The organism is Hyphomicrobium sp. (genome assembly GCF_019753045.1).
GTDB lineage: Bacteria > Pseudomonadota > Alphaproteobacteria > Rhizobiales > Hyphomicrobiaceae > Hyphomicrobium_B.
Genome location: NZ_JAIELN010000007.1, coordinates 231,361 through 250,314, shown reverse-complemented (window position 1 = coordinate 250,314; position 18,954 = coordinate 231,361). Strand labels below are relative to the sequence as shown.

At 58.7% G+C, this 18,954-nt stretch carries 12 protein-coding genes; 6 read left to right on the top strand and 6 right to left on the bottom strand.

What is annotated here, in order from left to right:
* Positions 1-7: 7 nt before the first annotated feature.
* Complete coding sequence (locus tag K2Q04_RS09830) at positions 8-1,507, bottom strand: hypothetical protein (protein ID WP_291162630.1); 1,500 nt, start codon at positions 1,505-1,507, stop codon at positions 8-10.
* Positions 1,497-4,292, bottom strand: coding sequence for an SIR2 family protein (locus tag K2Q04_RS09825; RefSeq protein ID WP_291162627.1), 2,796 nt, complete (start codon positions 4,290-4,292; stop codon positions 1,497-1,499). The genes K2Q04_RS09830 and K2Q04_RS09825 overlap by 11 nt, the downstream gene beginning before the upstream one ends.
* Before the next feature lie 189 nt (positions 4,293-4,481).
* On the opposite strand from K2Q04_RS09825, the gene K2Q04_RS09820 reads away from it, so the two are divergent.
* On the top strand, positions 4,482-5,165 hold the full coding sequence (locus K2Q04_RS09820) for a hypothetical protein (protein WP_291162625.1): 684 nt from the start codon (positions 4,482-4,484) through the stop codon (positions 5,163-5,165).
* Between the two features lie 238 nt (positions 5,166-5,403).
* Here the strand turns inward: K2Q04_RS09820 and K2Q04_RS09815 are convergent, their stop codons facing one another.
* The 4 genes from K2Q04_RS09815 to K2Q04_RS09800 all read right to left on the bottom strand — a co-directional run bounded on the left by K2Q04_RS09815 (position 5,404) and on the right by K2Q04_RS09800 (position 8,949).
* Positions 5,404-5,985 carry a hypothetical protein gene (locus K2Q04_RS09815; protein WP_291162622.1) on the bottom strand — a complete coding sequence of 194 codons (582 nt, stop codon included), beginning with the start codon at positions 5,983-5,985 and terminating at the stop codon, positions 5,404-5,406.
* 131 nt (positions 5,986-6,116) lie between these two features.
* Positions 6,117-6,263 carry a DUF6527 family protein gene (locus tag K2Q04_RS09810; protein WP_366935747.1) on the bottom strand — a complete coding sequence of 49 codons (147 nt, stop codon included), beginning with the start codon at positions 6,261-6,263 and terminating at the stop codon, positions 6,117-6,119.
* A gap of 185 nt (positions 6,264-6,448) precedes the next feature.
* Entirely contained in the window at positions 6,449-7,849 is a 1,401-nt protein-coding gene (locus K2Q04_RS09805; RefSeq protein WP_291162619.1) for a ThiF family adenylyltransferase, read from the bottom strand.
* A complete protein-coding gene (locus K2Q04_RS09800) occupies positions 7,846-8,949 on the bottom strand; it encodes a multiubiquitin domain-containing protein (RefSeq protein ID WP_291162616.1) in 1,104 nt (367 codons plus the stop codon). Before K2Q04_RS09800 ends, K2Q04_RS09805 begins: the two co-directional genes overlap by 4 nt.
* Positions 8,950-9,143: 194 nt before the next feature.
* Here K2Q04_RS09800 and K2Q04_RS09795 point away from each other — a divergent pair, with 194 nt between their 5' ends.
* The 5 genes from K2Q04_RS09795 (at position 9,144) to K2Q04_RS09775 (ending at position 18,942) form a co-directional block, all read left to right on the top strand.
* Entirely contained in the window at positions 9,144-9,731 is a 588-nt protein-coding gene (locus tag K2Q04_RS09795) for a transposase (protein ID WP_291162613.1), read from the top strand.
* Positions 9,731-10,102, top strand: coding sequence for a hypothetical protein (locus tag K2Q04_RS09790; protein ID WP_291162610.1), 372 nt, complete (start codon positions 9,731-9,733; stop codon positions 10,100-10,102). The genes K2Q04_RS09795 and K2Q04_RS09790 overlap by 1 nt, the downstream gene beginning before the upstream one ends.
* Positions 10,074-10,877: an ImmA/IrrE family metallo-endopeptidase gene (locus K2Q04_RS09785; protein ID WP_291162607.1), complete on the top strand. Its 804-nt coding sequence runs from the start codon at positions 10,074-10,076 to the stop codon at positions 10,875-10,877. Before K2Q04_RS09790 ends, K2Q04_RS09785 begins: the two co-directional genes overlap by 29 nt.
* A 280-nt stretch (positions 10,878-11,157) precedes the next feature.
* Entirely contained in the window at positions 11,158-14,625 is a 3,468-nt protein-coding gene (locus K2Q04_RS09780; RefSeq protein ID WP_291162604.1) for a TM0106 family RecB-like putative nuclease, read from the top strand.
* A 255-nt stretch (positions 14,626-14,880) separates the two neighbouring features.
* Complete coding sequence (locus K2Q04_RS09775) at positions 14,881-18,942, top strand: DEAD/DEAH box helicase (protein WP_291162601.1); 4,062 nt, start codon at positions 14,881-14,883, stop codon at positions 18,940-18,942.
* Positions 18,943-18,954 lie beyond the last annotated feature (12 nt).

Genomic DNA, 18,954 nt, shown 5'->3' with positions numbered 1-18,954 from the left:
GACTGCGTTACACGAAGTAACGAAACGAGGTCTCCGTGGGTACGTCATCACCGTATTCGTCGAGAATTCCGCCTACTCGTCGAGCGAAGGACAGTGATACCGGCCATTTGCCTCTGATGTCGGCCGTGTTCCAATTCATGCGCGTCAGGTTGAGGACATCTTGAGCGGCGGCTAGTGCGCTTTGGTCGCCGAGGCAGCGCACCTCGAAGGGCTGAGGTACATGCGGTCCGGGGTACGTGCCGAGCTCAGGCATAAAACCCGACGTAAATAGGAACGAGCGGTCATCGTTTATGGTGCACACTGTGCCTACTTTCGGTGGATAGGCACCGTACCTGAGGAGCCGGAACTGGCTCGGCACCAATGTGACCATGGATACGATTGGCGTATTCTTCAGGGCGATTTCGAAAGCCTCTGTTTCAGCGTCGTTGAACGACGAGGTCTTGTGCAAGACCACACGTAGCGGCGCGCCGCCTGTTCGCCGCTCGTATTCAGCAAGTACATTGCGAGCGAGCTCGAATGCCTGGTCTTCCGACAAGTGCACATTGCGCCCTTGGTCTGGTTCAAGGGGCACGGCCTCGCCTCGAATGGCAAAGCCCTCACCGTCGCTGGAGAATGCTTGGGCCAGACTAGACCGAACTATGGCCCTTTGGGTTGTCCTGAAGTGGTGAAAGCTGATGCCGACGAAGCATGTATCAGGACCGCTCGGCGGCAGGCGCCACGGAACGCCGCCGGCCTTGTAATATAGGCCTACTGAAAAATTCCAGGCACGGGTAGCTGGGTCCTGGCTGCGGGCGGCGTCATTGAGCAGCCCATCAGTCACGAGTTGGATAGGGAGACGATACCTTAGAGCCCGAGCCTTCAGAGCGAGCCTCAGATCGCGCTTCAAGAAGTCCTCGGCAGTCTGTTCGACTTCGTCCAACTGATCGAAAAGGTCCATCTGGTTGTTGGCGCGGGCACGCTGCAGCTCTTTGGCGCGCTGGCGCTCGGCGGCCGACGTCTTGCGCTCTACGGTACTGACTTTGGAATGAACAATCTCAGGAATGCATATGAGCACGATGTCTGGTCGGTTGACTTCGCGCAACGCAAGACGCGACAAGGCCTCGGAATAGACATCGACGACACGCTGAAAGCAGTCGTAAGCATCGCCGTCGAGCGCGCGCCCAAGATCACCACTCTTGTCCAGCGACAGCGTGATGGTGGATGAAGACGGCGCCACGATTCGTTTGTGGAATGCATCCTGAAAGCCGGGAAATGCTCGTTTGAGCAAATTTGGCTCGCCGAACACAGGTATCTCGTTACCGCATCGCTCCACCCACAACATCGCAGCTGCGACTTGTTCGGCTGATCCGATCACCCCAACATGAACATGGTCTTTGCGAGCCGAGCCGAAACGGAGGTCAAATGGGCCAGCATGAGCAAGGCCGACTTTCGGATCGCTATGGGCACTCGCTCCGCCAAACTGTAGCTTGGGCGGCGCTAATTCCTGTATGGAGAGCTCAATTGTCATCATCGTCCTCATGCGAGATGGAATCGAGCTCGGTATCGTCAGGTGTGTCGCTCAGCTCCTCGGGCTCCGCAGCGAGCGCTTCGAGTTCATCGTCAAGGCGTTTGAGGTCTTCTGATATTGTAGGGTCTGCCTGCGCAGAATTCTCAAATGCAGCAATGTTGAACGAGATCGTCGGCGTCCGGTGCGAAAGGATGATCGACGGTGCGAAACGAGCGAGGTCATTCCGATCCTCATGCTCAAGCGCAAAAAGGCCTTGAGCTTCGCCCGAGAGGATCGCAACCCAGAATGATACGTCATGCAGAACGCTTGGGTTGAAATCTAGCGCCGCCCTTCGCGTGGAGAGGATATTGGTTCGTTCACGACTAAGCGGCGTACGCACGCCGTCACGCGTGAATGCATACCCTGGCGTGAGGACTACCGCCCAGTCGTCCGTGAAACGCATCACCGAAAACGTGACGGCCTTGTGCTCGTAATAGACGATATCGTTGGAGTCGCGCTTGGTGCGCGCCTTAACAACGGTGCGCGTCGCTTTTCGCAGGCGGCCTTGATAGCTGATCTTGACCTCTGGTTTTGTGTTGCGCCTGAAGTAAGCACGCCGCCGTTCGCGGTCGATCTCAAGCCCTTTCGATCGGAAGTGTTCGAAAAGAGCGTTGTGGACAAGTTTGAGCAAAATGGCCTCTCCGCCCGGTCGCGTGAGCATTTCGCTGATGCTTATGCTTTCGATATCCCCTGCCTCGAATGGAGAAACCATCGCTTCGGCTAACGCTTCCAGATCGTAAAACGAATAGAAGCGACCATCACTGACATGCCCCGGCGGCACGGCCAATTCCTCGACTGACTTGTAAAAGGCGCGGTTGGTCTTGGCACTGGTCGCAGCGTGCCAGATTGTCGTCGGCATCTCCTCGATTGGAAGAAGGTTCGAGCCATACCGGACGGTCTCTTCTTCGATAGGAAGTGCGGTAGCAGTGATCTCGTCGATCGCTTCGGGGCGCGCTCCCATGGTAACGGTGAACAGCCGATTGTCAGCCGACGGACCAAAAACCAGAGTTCCATTGTTGTTGGCGGTAAGGCGGAGCATGTCGGATAGGCCGGAGCCACGCCGATCCATCTGGCCGCCGCCATAAAACAGGTCTGATATCGCTGGATTGCGGTAACCTTTGATCTGCCCACGACGTTCGGTGATGGCTTGTTGGAATGTGTGCTCGTCGAGCTGTGCAGCAAGTTCGCTGATCAAACCCCCGGGGCTAGTTACTGCGATATTGCCAGGTTCGACTAAGATCGTGACCGGCTCGTCACGTTCGTAGTCTCTGTGCACAATGGCGTTCACCAGCATTTCCTTCAGCGCAAGCGCATTGTAAGCGCTGACGGTCTTCGAAACTTCGGCCTTGAGACGGAACTGAAAATTGACGAGCGCGAGAAGGTCGGTCAACGCATCAAGTTGAGCCCAGAGGTTTCCATGAATTTCACGCCTGACTGTAAACTCCGCGAGCTTGCCGGCCGGTTCGAGCTCGATATCATCGCCGAAACGGGCGTGAAGCCAGTGCGATGGGCCAGTGGCCCGGAATTCGACGCGCGCTTGCGGAAATCGCTCGGTGGGATTCGCAGCAAACAGTAACCAGCCCGCGAGCGTCGGTACTGTAGCTTTGCCAACCGGTCGAACGAGATCGAGGCGCCCGGTCATAAGCTCGAGCCATCCGTCATCAATCTTTTCAGGCCGCCCAAGATCGGTGCGCTCAGCATATTGTCCAAGCCGTGCAGCTAAGAGTGGGCGCTCGAGCCCTTTTGGGTCGAAGCCGTCAAGAGGCTTCATGTCGGCAGGCATGCCAGCGGCACTGTGACCTGACGGTCTCCTCGTCGGACGGGCTTTGGCTGCAGTCATGCTCGCAAGCAGGTCTTTTTCGAAGAGGTCGTCAAAGCCCACGATCGGCACTTTTTGGAAATTGGAGCCGATGGTTCCTGCCAGGCCCGTCACCAGGGGCGAGAGAGGCTTGTCACGCTCCGATTCAAGTACGCACCAGAAAACGCCATTGAGAAAACCGCCTGTTGTCGCTTGGGCCATGAACAGGTCGTTCATCACCGAAGCCTCTGCACCGCGATAACCAACGACAATGATCGGGTGGTCTCGCAGTAGTGGTTTCAGCCGTTCAACGAGGGCGGGATCGAGTGTCTGAACTTCGGCAGTCAGATTCTTGTCCGTGTAATGCTGCACCGATCCATGAAGGAAGATCAGTTGGGGATCTTGGGGTGCCGAGTTGAACATTACGTAGTCGGCCGGAGTGGCGATGCTCACCAAGCGATGTGGTCGGTTGTGTTGAATCGCGGCGAGATCAAGGCAGCGGTCGAAATTTGTTGTCAGTACGGTCGACATCCATCCCTGGTGAAGGATATGGGTCAGCGCGACGTACCCGCGCGACGGATCAACCCCCGGATTGATCATTCGCTCAAAGAATTCGCGTCGATCTCGCTTGATCCCGAGCAGATTGTCGATGACGACCGGATAAAGTTCGGCGGGTTCCACATCGGAGCGAAACCACGGGAACGCAGTGAGCCATGGCCAGTAGTCTGAACGACGTATCGTGAAATCTTCTGTGTGACGGCCATTCTCCTTGCACCATGCCCAGCGTGCTGCCTTGTCAACCATCGTTGCAGCCGCTGGTACGCCCGATGTGATTGACGCGCCGGCTCCGAGCAGTACGACGGGATCGGTTCCGTCAAGCAGCAGCGAACGCAGCCGGCCCGGGGCCGCGACGCGAATCTCTGCCGGCTTTTTGGCGGTGGTTTTCATGGTCTGGTGCAAGTGTGTTGGCGGGGGCACTTGGATGAGCGAACTACCAGCTTGATTCGGGGAGCGTCCACGAGGTTTAACCATGCCTGGCACGTAACATCGGCCAGAGCAGTCCGTGCTCCGCCTGATTATTGTGGAAAAGTGTGCGGCCCGGATGAGCCTTGATTATGCGGAGCTAAGGAGGGCGACGTGGAGAAAACAGAAAAGCAGGATGAATACGTCGTCTTCCCTGCGGAAGCCATCCAATATCTACCCGAAGAATGGAAGAAACACGTCTATGCGCTCAAAGAAGAGGGACAAGCCGTTCTGGAGGCAGCAGATGACAATCTGAAGATATTGAATCGTCTTGTCCATGCGTTCCCAACTATGGCTAGCCTTCGCTACATTCAGCATCGGCTCGTCTCCACCAAGTTCGAAGCGACAACGGAATGGGTGCTTGAGAACGATATGCTGACGTTGGCGTTCGTAACGACATACGTTCGTCTCATCGACGGCGGCATCGGCAGTGGCGTTTCCCGCCGCGCGTTACCCGCCGAGCTTCGCCCCGTGCATGACAAGATCATCGGACTTCGCAATAAACGCTATGCTCACAATGACGCCCACGACTCGATAACCGGGAGCCTCGATATCGGTTTCGAAGATGGGAAGTTCGACATCCGCGTCAATTTCAATATGGGCTTTCACGTAGGCGGTGCGCTCGAATGGGAACCGCTCGTTGTATTTCTTGACGAGTTGATGTTCCGTCGGCTTCACGCCCAACTTGATAAACTGAGGGAGAAAACCGGTCGAGAATGGATCTTCCCTAGCGGTCCACCTCCAAAATGGGTCCCGTCAGGCCCAAAGAGTTCGACTTCTGCCGAGGATGATGCCTAAAAGGCGTCCCATGACGTCGGTTCATCGCCACAAAGCCGACGTTTCCAGCTCGGGTGATGTGCGTACCGCGGCCCCGCCTCTCATGTTGAAGGAGTTGCGCGAAGCTACAATCGACTTGCGTCGCGCCGTTGTAGCAATCCGGTGCTGATTTACCGACGACCGTGCATCCGCCGGCCGTTAGTCTTTGCGGTGCCCAAGAGCACGGACACGAGAGCGGCGGCCGATGGGATCCGGGGGCTTACGTCGAACAACTGGAAGTCAACGCCCTTGTGAGCGCCTCTTCTTTATCGATCAAGCCGCGTCCGCTCTTTTTGCCGCCGTTCGCGAGCACAGCAGCCGCAAAGATCTTATATTGCTTGGGACACAAATACAGAGCCACACAACGTGTTCCGGCAAGCGGCTTTTGGTTGCGCATGGTCATCGCCAGCTCATGTGCGCTGCTGCTCTCGGCCAGCGCGAGTAACTCTTTGAAGTTTTTTACGTTGATGTGATTACTTACGACCTGTAGCTTCGTCCAACCGATCCTGCCGAGGAGTTCGCGACCGATGTCGAGAGGGCGAATACGGCGATCGATCTGCGCCAGCGCGTAGGCCTTGCGCAATCCGACGCCCGAGGACTTCGCCTCGAGTGCGAACCTCTCGGGTGCTTCATCTTGTATTTCGCGGAACCACTTTGCGAGCTCCAGAAAATCGTCGCCGATCGGGGTGGCCAACGGCTTATTGTTCGTTAAGTTGGCCTTCCCATTATTCGTATTCATGCGCGTTCTCTTTTGTTGATGTTGCATCAACAAGAACGGTACTTGGAAGCCGAAACGCAGCAATTGGATTAAGTCCCCCGCATGTATACCACCGGTGTTACCCGCTTGCCAGTTTCTTCCCGATGGAACTGGAGAGCTTTGGGATGTTCCGCACGAAGGCATCACTCAAAAAGCTTGTCATTGATCTTCTCGATCTAGTCACCGCACCACTGAATACGACCACGCCGCACCCAGAAATGGGAGCGACACCCCGTTTGCCGCCATACGGAGGGCTGAAGAGTGGGCCGGCCGACTTCGTCCACTTGAATGCTCCACCGCGGGTTCGCTCCGGGCAAGATCATCAGCTCGATCGTGGCGCCGCACCCGCACGGGCACCGCATTCCGGCGCTCCAGTCCTCTCCGTCGTCCCGCGTGAGAACCAGATCGCGATGCGGCAAGAGCGTCGGTAGAGTGTCGCCTTCGATGACCTGCAACTTGCGGGCTGGACCGTAATTGTCCCAGAATCGGCGCAACCAGCTTGCGATCTTCATGCTGCTGCCGCCGTCGGGGTCTGGAACATCAGCAATCCAAGCAACGGTTCGGTCGCGCCAAGACCGAACACTCTGTTCTCGCTTTTCGGGAAGCTGTCTTCGCTACGATAGTCTTCCTCGCATGCAGCCAGGCTGAAGGACGTGCGCGCATAGAGGCGATTGGACTCCAGCCGAAAGGGGTACGCCCGAGCAATGAACTCGTTCGCCAGCATTGAAGCCGCGCGCATGTTTAAAGTGATGACGGCTGGGGCTTGCTCGGTGACGCCCTTGATATACCCTGCCGTTACCTCGTTGCTGAACGCCTGCGGATCGACGCGTTGCAGATATTCGGCACGCAGGCCTCGAGGCGTATGGACTTCCCGGTCACCAAGCGTCGATCCACCCGGCTGTACGTAATCTATGCGGCCACAGACGTCGGCGATCGACGTCCTCCCATCGGAGTTGTGGGTCGGAATGGTGACGCCGACGTCGAACAAGGGCAACAGGAACGCGGAAGCGATCAGGTCGGCAAAGTAGCGACCTTCCTGTGTATCGACGCAGCAGAAGACAACGTCACATTGACCGACGGCGCAGATGGCCTCACGGGTCGCTATTGTGGTCGGCACCTTCCGAGCGATACCTTCTCCCCGGTGGGAAGCGATGGCGCCCGCAAACATGTCGACCTTCAAGCGTTGGGCTTCGGCATCGCGTGTCGTCGCGTTCAAGATCCGGTTTAGGTTCTTCGTCTCGACCATGTCGAAGTCGACGAGGGTGATGTTGCCGAAGCCGAGCCGCGCCAGTTGCTCGGCGGCAATCGAACCGGTTCCGGACACGCCTACCACGGTCGCTGAAAGGCGGGAGAGCTCCGAGCTCATACCGCCCGTGAATGCCAGAGCGCGTCCGGACGGCTCGCCGGCGACGATGCCGTCGCTCCACCAATACAGAATGTCGTCGCCCGCAACCGTGACGAGATCGACTGGGGCGCACCTCATGTCCGGCGAATAGAGTCTCGCCCGGATCGCGCCGTCCGGCGTCATCACCGCCGAACCGTGGCAAGCGTCGAAGGCCTCGAAGATGCCCGGCAGAACCGTGGCATCGCTGGCGTCGTCGATGGGGGAGAAATCCAGCCAGCCACCACGATGGGAATGGAGAAGCAGGATCGCGAGCCCTTCAGGCTCCGCCACGTCAATGGCGTCTTCGATGTACGACCCCGGCCAGACAACCGCATCCGGCGTGCGCACGGAGCAGGCATCATGCGGGACCAAGATGGCCTGGCGGACTACCAAGCGGCACCGTGGATCAGGCGACCTGGCACATACAAGAATGGCCGCCGCCTCGTTTCCGTCGCCCGGGAAAAGGTGGGCATGCAGCGCATCATGGGTGACGCCGGCAAGAGCCAAGGTTCTCACCGAACTCATTCCCCCACCTCCTTGGCGATGGCGGTGTCCACGAGTGCCAAATGGCTGACGACATTGTCGGCGGCGGGGTTCCACTGAGATCCAGCACCGCGATGGCGTGACCAGCGCTGGAAAGACAGGCCTTGGATCATCTGCGCGGCCTCAGTCGCTGCAATGTCGCCACCCGATGCCCTGTGAAGGGGCGGATGCACAAAGAACATGTCGATCTCGGCCTGCGGATAGGTGGGCGGGATCAGCAGGGCAAGGGTCGTCGTGCGAATGGTGTAGCCGGCCAACACGGGGTACTCGTGGATGATCAGCCAGCGCTGTCCTTCAGCATTGTCGGTTTCCCAATTCAAACCCAAATCGTCGAGGTATAGCTGGTCGGCGGCGAGAAGTGCGAAGTCACGGCGGCCCGTAGGGCGCGCCTCACCGTTGTTGACGTCCTTCGGCGTTAGCCGAATCTTCTCGATGCCTTGCGTGCGCAAATCGACGGAATCGCCGATTGCCAGCTGGCGCTTGCGCTGGCCCTCCACTTTGAGGAAGATGAGCCAAGCATTCGGGTCGAAGCCTGCCCGCGTTAGGGCCTCAACGACCGAGATTACCGGGCTGATGGAGATGATCTTTTTACCCTGGACGATCAGCTCCCAAGCCTCGGGCCTCCGGCTCTTGAACTCTTCGATGCCGTCCGCCTTGATCTTTATGACGTCGTGCTCTTCGACCAACCGATCCGGTTCGTCCTCCCGGACAAGGTAGATGGAGTTTTCGGCAGGAACCCTGCCGAGCTTCCGGATCACCGCGCCGGTGATCACGCCCGCCGGCCAGTCGATCTGTTCACCGTCGACGGTGATGCGGTTCGAGCTGCTGCTTTCCGCGACGATGAACTTGATGCCCTTGTCGAGATCGGCCTCCTCGTGAACGCGGATGTCCTCAAAGTCCCCGTTTGCCAGCCACTGCAGGATATAGGGGTGCTGGTCGCCCACGAAGCCTGCGGCCTTGGCAATCTGACCGCCGGTTGGTGTCCGACTGTCCAGCTTGACGGCGCGGAAATCCAGGTCCGTGCCAGCGATTTCGATGTTCGGTTTGTTGTCTCGCCGCGGTGCGGCAGATCCGGTCGTCATATATAGCCCTCACAGCCGTGTGGATGACGGCGAGCCGTCCTATGAGGTGTGCGGGCGGACAGATGGATTCCGACAAAAAAAATTTGAGTGTCAGAATTCGCCGCCTCACGCGCACACATGTCAGCCGGGAGGCAGTGGAGAATCGAATATGGTCGCGCTAATCTGTGATCTGTCAAAATTTCGGGGAGACCTTGGTGGATCAGCCCGACGATTCTTTCTACTCCGCTGATGACGCTGTCGGCGCGTTCGAAAGTTTGTCCGATCTCGAAAGGCGCAACTTAACTAGGGCGGCCAAGGCATTGGCCGGCGAAGGCCGGTTTGCGTCGCCCCACGAACTCTTAAACGAGGCCTACGTCAGGATTGCCGAAGGACGGCGCCCGTGGCCGAAATCGCACGCTTTCGCGTCATTCGTGACTGGGGTGATGAAGAGCCTCCTGACGGATAGGATGTTCTTGACCGATGAGAGGAAAGTGAAGGCGCTGAAGAACAAGTTCGCCGTGGTTGGGATTGAGGATATGGATACGGTTGCCGCCCCGCCTGACGGAGCGTTTGCGGGAGAGAAGGCTCTGCTCGAGGATGCGATGTCGAAACTGGCGGCGCACTTCGCCGGAGACGAGGAAATGGAGCTGCTGCTGATGGGGCTTAACGACTGCCTTATCGGACAGGCCCTGCAAGAAGCAGTCGGCGTCGATACAAAGCGTCTGGCGGCCCTCCGCACTCGACTGAACCGCCAGATCGACAAACTCGCCAGCGAGTATCTGGCGAAGGAAGGACGGTCCTGATGAACGATAGAAAGAAGGAGGCCTTGGACAACTTCCTCGAATTCATCCTGTCGGACAACTCACCCGTTGAACCTGAGGATCAGTCCAGTGTGGATCTCTTTAACAGCGCAATCAACGCCGGAGAAGCGCGTGTGGCCCGCGCGCGTTTTGTACGGGCCAAGGTGGGTGCAGCCACGTGGGCGCAACAATCAAACTTAAAGGGTCTTGATCTCGAACGGGCCCGGCGGCTCCTGGAACGAGCCAAGGCGGGTGATGAAACTGCACGCATCACTTTGGCTGCTCGCTTTGGTGATGGATCAATGGAGGGCGACATCGAAGCCATCCTAGAAGACCTTGCCGAACTTGAAGACGACGATCGTGAAAAGGATTGATCCACTTCCAACCAACGTGTCGCCTGACGCGTTGCTGCGTTCGCTGGGCATCGCTCAGCCGGGCGACATCGATATAGAAGCCATCGCGTATTACGTGGGCCTTCGCATCAAGAGACGACGTCTCACGAGCTGCGAAGCCATGATCACCGGGATGGGAAACAAAGGCATCATCTCCGTGCTTCCAACTAGCATGCCGGAACGACAGCGGTTCTCCATCGCACATGAACTGGGTCACTGGGCGCATCATAGAGGGCAGTCGGTCGCCTGCAGAGCGACAGAGATCGGCGGGTTTTCTAAGACCAATCAGGGAGAGCGGGCTGCGGATCAATACGCGGCCGATCTGCTGATGCCTTGGTCTATGTTCAAGCGGGAGTGCCGGAAGCACCCTCGCTTGGATTTGAAGGCGTTGAAAGTCATGGCCGGCAGCTTCAACTGTAGCCTCACAGCGACCTTGATACGCATGATCGACAGCACTCTCTATCCAACAGCGATGATGGTGCAGCACCGTGCCGTCATTGGTCGAAAGTGGTTTAGGGGGGCAGTGCAAGTTCCAGGCTATTGGTTTCCCAAAGACGCCCTGGATAGCGAAAGTTTCGCATTCGAACTGCTGCATAATTCGACCGTCCGGGATGAGGGCTTTCCGCGCAAGATCGGCGCCGACGCCTGGTTCGACAATCGCGCAGCAGAGCGATACGAGATTACTGAACAGTCCTTCAGGGTCCCCGGCGAGGGCGTTGTCACCATCCTGCTCCTTCATCCGGATATGATCGAATGAGGCACAATCGCCGGGTAGAAACTGCCAGCTCCATGCGGCCGCTTTCTTCGCTTTCCGGACAATCTGGCTGCCGAGGAACAAGACGGGTCCTGCCAGAATGACCGCCATCTCGGCAACTCGTCGTCGACAGCCGTTGAGTCGCTGTATCGCACAAGCAGTCATCGCCGTTGGCTTACAGGCGTTTCGTGTATTTTGACCGTTGGTATCGGAGGCCAGCCGACATCTACGGCCGAGGAGCTGACCGACTTAGGGCAACAGAATGATTGCCTAGGGGGAACCAATGCGCAGATCGGGGGAGACGTTTCAACTCAGTGCCAGCGATCTTGTCGGCCATCTCAACTGCCGGCACCTCACCGGGCTCGATCGCGCCGTCGCTGAAGGCGCAATGCCCAAGCCCAAGATTTGGGATCCGCTCTTGCAAATCCTCTCCGAGCGCGGCTCCGCTCATGAGCAGGCCTACATCGAACACTTCCAAGCCGCTGGATATTCGGTCGTTCGCATCGATGGCGTCGAGGTGACGGACGCAGCCGTAGCAGAGACGATAGCTGCCATGCAGAGCGGCGCACAGGTAATTGTCCAGGGCGCACTCGCTCATGAGAAATGGATCGGTCGCGCTGACGTTCTTCGGCGTGTCGAGACCAAGCCCAGCCGCTTCGGTTCGTGGTCCTACGAGGCCATCGACACCAAACTCGCACGGGAGACCAAGGCGGGCGCTATCCTCCAGCTTTGCCTGTATTCCGATCTTCTGGCGCACTCGCAAGGGGTCGAGCCGGCTCTCATGTCCGTCGTCGCCCCTTGGAGCGATTTCGTTCCCCAGCAATTCCGCTACGCCGATTGTGCGGCCTACTTCCGCAAGGTCAAGCGAGCGCTCGCAGGCTCCATGTCCGCCCCAGCTTCCGCCGACACCACTTACCCCGACCCCAAAGATCACTGCGACGTATGCCGGTGGCGAGAGAATTGCGACGAGCGCCGCCGCAACGATGATCACCTCTGCCTTGTCGCCAACATCTCCAAGCTTCAGATTGGAGAGCTCAAGGCGCGCGGCATCGGCACACTCGCACAGCTCGCCGCTATACCAGTCCCGTTGAGCTGGAAGCCCGACCGCGGCTCAGCCGACAGCTATGTCCGCATTCGAGAGCAAGCTCGTCTTCAGTTCGATGCCCGAGAGTCCGGCGAACGCAAAATCGAGATCCTGCCCATCGAGCCAGGCTTCGGTCTGTGCTGCCTGCCCGCTCCCAACTCTGGCGATATCTTCCTCGATTTCGAAGCCGATCCATTCGTTGGCGAGCACGGGATCGAGTTTCTCTTCGGATATCTCCGCGAAGAGGAGGGCCGAACCACCTACACCGGCCACTGGGCATTCATCCGTGACGATGAAAAGAAGGCTTTCGAGGTGTTTGTCGATCTGGTCATGGCCCGCTGGGAACGCTTTCCGGGCTTGCACATCTATCATTACGCCCCCTATGAGCCAGCCGCCCTCAAGCGACTGATGGGGCGCTATGCGACGAGGGAAGAAGAGATCGATCGCATGCTGCGGGCCGGCCTCTTCGTCGATCTCTTTGCGGTAGTACGCAGGGCGCTTCGTGCCAGCGTCGAGAGCTACTCGATCAAGCAGATCGAGCCCTTCTTCAGGTTCGAACGGCACACGCCACTGGCCGATGCGCGCACTGCGCTTGCAGCTCTGCAGGCCGGGCTTGAGCGGGGCGATATCGCGGGCATCTCCGAAGACGCCAAAGAGGTGGTCCGCGCCTATAACGAAGATGATTGCCGTTCAGCCTCAGCTCTCCGCAACTGGCTCGAAGAGCTGCGAGCCGAAGCGATCGCTCGCGGTGCTGACGTTCCGCGCCCCGAGCCGGGCGATGGCAGCCCGAACGAGAAAATCACCGACTGGCTGCTGCGTATTCGGCCGCTGATCGAGAATCTCACCGAAGGCGTCCCCGCTGATCCCGCCGCGCGTACCGCTGACCAGGACGGCCGATGGATACTCGCCAACATCCTCGACTTCCATCGCCGCGAGGACAAAGCGGTCTGGTGGGAGTACTTCCGCCTGAAGGCCTTGGCTCCCGAAGATCTAATGGACGAGCGCTCCGCGCTCTCCGCTCTTCGCTTTGTTGGTGTCGTTCCTCCCCCACCGGGAAGCAAGGCAACCACACCTGTACACCGCTACAGTTTCCCGGCCCAGGACACGGACCTTCGCGGAGATGAAGATCTTCGCGCTGCTGGCGGTGAACCGCTTGGAAGCGTGCAAGCCATCTACTTCGAAAATCGCACGATCGATATCAAGAAGTCGAAGGCCTCCGCCTCCCTTCACCCCGAGGCCGTGTTCGCCCTTAAGCTCGTTCCCACTGCAGTTCTCTCCGATGCGTTGGCTCGCCTCGCCGAGTATGTCGTAGATCACGGTCTGACGGGCGATGGTCCTTTCCAGGCGGCCCGCGATCTTCTCTTGAAGAGCGTACCGCGCACTGGAGGAGAGCTGTTGATGTGCGAAGGCGAAACCGCGACAGACGCAGCCGTCCGTCTATGCGCTCATTTGCAAGGCGGCATCCTGCCCATCCAAGGTCCGCCCGGAGCTGGTAAGACCTACACAGGCGCGCGAATGATCTGCGAGCTGGTTCGCCAGGGCAAGACAGTCGGCATCACCGCGAACAGCCATAAGGTCATTCAGCACCTCCTGGACGGAGTCATCGACGAGGCCATGAAACAAGGCCTGACCATTGCATGCGCTCATAAGACCGATGAGCTTGTGACTGCCAAGCCGATGTTCGCGTCGGTTAAGGACAACAAGGCCTTCATCAGCGCCCTCGGCACCGGCATTCAGGTAGGCGGCGGAACCGCGTGGCTCTGGTCTCGTCCCGATGTCTGTGGCGCGCTCGATGTACTCTTCGTCGATGAAGCCGCGCAGATGTCTCTAGCTAACGTGCTCGCTATCGCCCAGTCCGCAAAAGCCGTGGTTTTGCTCGGCGATCCGCAGCAGCTCGATCAGCCAATGAAGGGTACGCATCCTGATGATACGGGCGTCTCAGCCCTCACGCACATTCTCGATGGCGTGCACACCGTTCCTGCCGCCAAAGGTATTTTCCTGGAGCAGACATGGCGGCTCCACCCTGAGATCACCGCCTTCACTTCCGAACTCTTCTATGACGGCAAGCTCCGCTCCAAGGATGGCTTGGATATGCAGGTGATCAAATCGCGCGGACCCGTACAAGGCGCAGGACTGCGCTACGTGCCCGTTGAACATTCCGGCAATCAGAGTTGCTCGCCGGAGGAGGCCGCTGCCGTCACTGAACTCGTCACATCCATCCTGCACTCAGGAACGACTTGGATCGACAGAGATGGCGAGGAGCGGCCCCTTACCTTGTCCGACATCGTAATCATCACGCCCTACAACGCGCAGGTATTCGAGATTCAGCGGCGACTTCCCACCGCTCGCGTGGGCACAGTTGATAAGTTCCAAGGCCAGGAGGCACCGATCGCCATCTACTCGATGGCGACATCCAGCCATGCCGATGCGCCGCGTGGCATAGAGTTCCTCTACAGCCTCAACCGGCTGAATGTCGCAACATCTCGCGCCAAGTGCATATCGATCATCGTAAGCTCGCCGCAGCTTCTTGAAGCCGAGTGCCGTACACCGCGTCAGATCCACCTCGTGAACGCCTTCTGCCGGTTCATCGAGCTGGCCGAGACCATAGCGCCGGCCCTGCAGGACCGCCCGGCGGTCAATTCTGAGGCGCGTCAACCTCGTGATTGACCTTCCCCAACTCAACATCCGTCAAATCTTCGTGCCGACACCGACGCCAACACCTTTCCGGTGAACAAAAAGGGGCAGATTGATTTTGGGTTCTAATGCGGCTTCGCTCTGAGGTAGACTGCTCGTTATTGCGGGTCACAACGGGGGAATCATGTTGCGACGTCTTGATGGTCTTGCTCCACCACGTGCGCCAATCCTTCGGGGCCACCCTCAATGTTGACTGCTTTGCTCATGATGTGATTGCCAGCCCGACAGATGCCTCCACAGCCGCATCAGGTCCAGACCAAGCCGCTACGCCGATCGAAAGATCCGGCCGAATTCGACGTGTACTGTGCTGGCCTGGAATGGGGCCTTGTCGATCCGATCATCATCAATGACCGGGAAGACCTCAAATCCGAGGTGCGGTGGCATGATCGGGTCGAGCCGTTCCACCACCAGGTCACCAACCTCATCACCTACTGCCGCCGCCTCCCTGTCACGCTTCTTGCGGACGATGTGGGTCTGGGCAAGACCATCAGCGCGGGGCTCATCGCCAGCGAGCTGATTGCCCGCCGACGACTCAACAAGATTCTCATTGTTGCTCCCAAGCTCCTCGGCCCGCAGTGGAAGGAGGAGCTCGAAACGAAGTTTAACATTCCAGCCACCGTCGCTCCCGGCAAGAAGCTACTGGACGCCGATCCGGACGGGGACGTAGGCGCGGTCATCACCACCTATCACTCGGCACGCGAATACATAAAGCGGTTGCCGGCAGACCGCTTCCAGATGATGATCCTCGACGAAGCCCACAAGCTTCGCAATCTATATGGCGTCCCCACGCCCCCCCAAGTCGCCATCCGGTTCCGCGAGGTCCTTGCCGACCGCGCCTTCAAGTTCGTGCTGATGTTGACGGCAACGCCCATCCAGAACCGGCTGTGGGACCTCTATTCGCTTGTCGACCTCCTCACCGTCGCACGAGGCCATCAAAACCCATTCGGCAGCGAAGGCCTGTTCGCCCGTAATTTCATCGCTGATAACCGCACGCAGGCTAGACAGCTCAAAGCGGAGGCCAAGGACCAGTTCCGTTCAATCGTTTACGGATACATGTCACGTGTTCGCCGCGCTGATGCGCAACTCCATTTCCCGAACCGCAAGGTATTTCGCCAGGGCGTGACCCCAACGCCGGAAGAATGGGAGCTGATCAAGCTGATCGCCAGACCGATCCAGAAACTCAATCGGTTGGCCCAGATCGGCATCTTACAAGCCTTGACCAGCAGCCCCGATGCCTGCGCCCTCCAACTCGAAAACATGGCGAAGAAGGGGACTTTCCCGGCTAACGTCGCCTCTCAGTTCCGCGCCATCGTCAAGAGCATGAAGATGAGCGCGAAGCTCCAAGGGCTCGCCACCCTTGTCGACAAGCTGAAGCGCGAAAATCCCAAAAACTGGCGCATGGTCGTCTTTACGCAACGGCGCGAGACGCAGACGACCATACAAGCCTACCTGGAGTCTTTGGGTGTTCCCGTAGGCATCATCAACGGCGAGACCACCGGGAAGAACCAAGCAACCATCGCTGCCTTCAAGGGAAAGCCACCAGAATTGAACGTGATTGTCTCCACGGAAGCGGGCTCGGAAGGCGTGAACCTTCAAGCCGCTAACGTGCTGGTGAACTACGATCTGCCGTGGAACCCCATGATCGTGGAACAGCGCATCGGACGCATCCAACGTCTGGGTTCTGATCACGCCAACGTCCTCGTCTACAGCGTCACGCTCGCCGGTACATTCGAGGACTACATCGTCGGTCGCTTGATGCAGAAATTGCAGATGGCGTCTCACGCGATCGGCGATATCGAATCATTGCTCCAAGCTTCCGGCATGGCGGACAGCGAGGAAGGCGGTTCTGAGAGCTTTGAAGACGAAATCTTGCGCCTCGTTCTCTCCTCGCTCGCTGGCAAAGACGTCGAAGCAGCCACACGCGCCGCCGAAGACAGTATCGATCGTGCCCGCCAAGCACTCGCTGATGAAGAAGCCACCATCAACGAGATGCTCGGCTCGATGGACGATGCCGCCTACAAAGGCCCCCGCAGCCCCGATCTGCCCCCGCAAGCGCGCTCTATGGCCGCTCGCGATTTTGTCTTCGCCGGACTGAAGGCGTTGGGCGCCAAGCTCACCGAAGAACCGCCAGACACCGTCATCTGCGAACTTGATGGCAGAAGAGAACGGATATCGTTTGTCGACCAACCAAATGCCGAAACCCGCGCGATCCTCTATGCGCCGGGCTCGCAAGCATTTGACCAACTGATCACCCGCGTGACGCAATCTGGCGTCCACTATGTACGCGACGCCGACGCCAATCCCCAACAACGGGCGCAAGCCATCTGCGCTGACTGGGTCAAATCGTTCGGCGGCACGCTTCGATCCGCAAAGCTGGCCAGAGTAACCCGCGCATTCGAGGGGCAGGCGCTGTTGCAGGTCCGTGCTACAGTTGCCCATGACAGCTATGAGCGCCTCATTTCAGTGGACTGCGCCGGTGACGACCACCAGTTCGTTGACGGCATTGCAGCATTGGACCCACTGCCTCCCGTCATCAACGATCCCAAGTCCATTGGCATCTCCCTCGATCGAACCAGCCGCAGCGTGATGCTCGATCCCGGCATCGCTGAATTCTGCAGGTTCTATACGGAACGCCGCACCGAGGAGGTTCATGCCGCCGGCAACGACCCGCGTCTTAGCAAGAAGCTCCAGGACGATTTCACTCCTCGCTTGCAAACAACCATCACAGGCCTGCGCGGCACCGTGCATCGCATTCTCGAAGGACAGGTCACTTACTCGCTTGATGGCCAGAGTGAGTACACGTCGACCCTTCGTCTTGCTCCATCGACGTCGCAGATCATAACGGCGCCGCCGTTGGTCGTCTGCGCGAAGTCCGGCACCCGTGCCCCGGCTGACGCGATCGGTGAATGCGCAGTCTCAGGAATGCGTGTACTTCGGCACCTTCTCGTCAAATCCGAAGCTTCCGACCGCTGCGCCCTTCCTGAGCACATGGCTCTCTGCACTTTGAGCGGCAAACGGGTCCTAGCTTCCGAGGTCGAAGCATCGGCCGTGACAAACAAGCTCGTCCTGCGGTGTTTGCTGAAATCCTCGTCTCTGAGCGGCCAGAAGGCCGAACCGGCCCATATTGGCCGTTGTGAGTTTACTCATGTCGACGCACTCCTTACCGAATTGGCCGTCAGCGACGTGTCTGGGAAGCGATACCGTGCCGATCAGACAGGCGCATCTGACATTTCCGGACGCACCGGCCACACGTCGGAATTCGTCACGTGCGCGCTCACGGGGAGGACCCTATTGTCGGCAGAGGCCGAGCGATGCGAAGTCACAGGCCGGCTTGTTGTTCCTGGCTCGCTGCAAGAATGTTCTGTCTCACACAAGCGGGTCCTACCCAGCCAACTTGCTCCATCCGATGCGACCGGCCGTCCTGTCCTGCGGTCCTTACTGCGTACTTCGTCCCTGAGCGGTCGGAAGGCCGAGCCGGATAAAATGGGGCGCTGCGCCTTCACTCACGCCGATGGGCTACTCGCCGAGCTTTCACTTAGTCAGGTCTCGGGCAAGCTGTTCCGCGCCGATCAGTCGGCACGCTCCGAAGTATCCGGCCAGGTCGGGCACATTTCAGAATTTATTGGATGCAGTCTCACCGGCCGCTCGATGGTGCCCGCCGAGGCGGAGCATTGCGCCGTCACTGGAATGGCCGCCTTCCCAGGTCAACTCCAAGAGTGCGTCGTCTCGCGCTGTCGAGTAATCCCGAATGAGCTTGAGGCCTCCTCGATCAGCGGACGAAAGGCGCTGAAACAATATCTTGTTGCGAGCAGCATTTCTGGCGTTCGGTGCCTCGAAGACGAGGCGGTACTATCCGATGCCGGTAAGTGCTGCGCGAAATCCGAAGCCATACCGTGCGCGTGGAGTCGGCGTGAAACTCATCCCGATGACATCCGCACCTGCGATCTTACCCGGCTACAAGTCCACTGCTCGTTCGCCACACGGCAACAACAGTTCAAGCTGGTCCCAATCGTTGAAATGCTCAACGGCACTCGTCGTGCTGTCGACCAACCGCAGCTTTGGCCCGAACTCGAACAGCTTGTCTCAAAAGTCGCCGAGGGAAATTGCACGATCGAGAGCGTCCAGGCGTCACCGGACAAGCAGCAGCTCGCCGTCTGTGCCGAACAGAAGAAGCTTCTTGGTTTCCGAGTCCGCCATATTGGCTTTCTCTACTCGATCGCCGATAGGGCAATCATCGGACGACTTGCCGTGGGAAAACGTGCCCAGAACGGGTGGAGCATTGACAAATAGCCACAATGATCG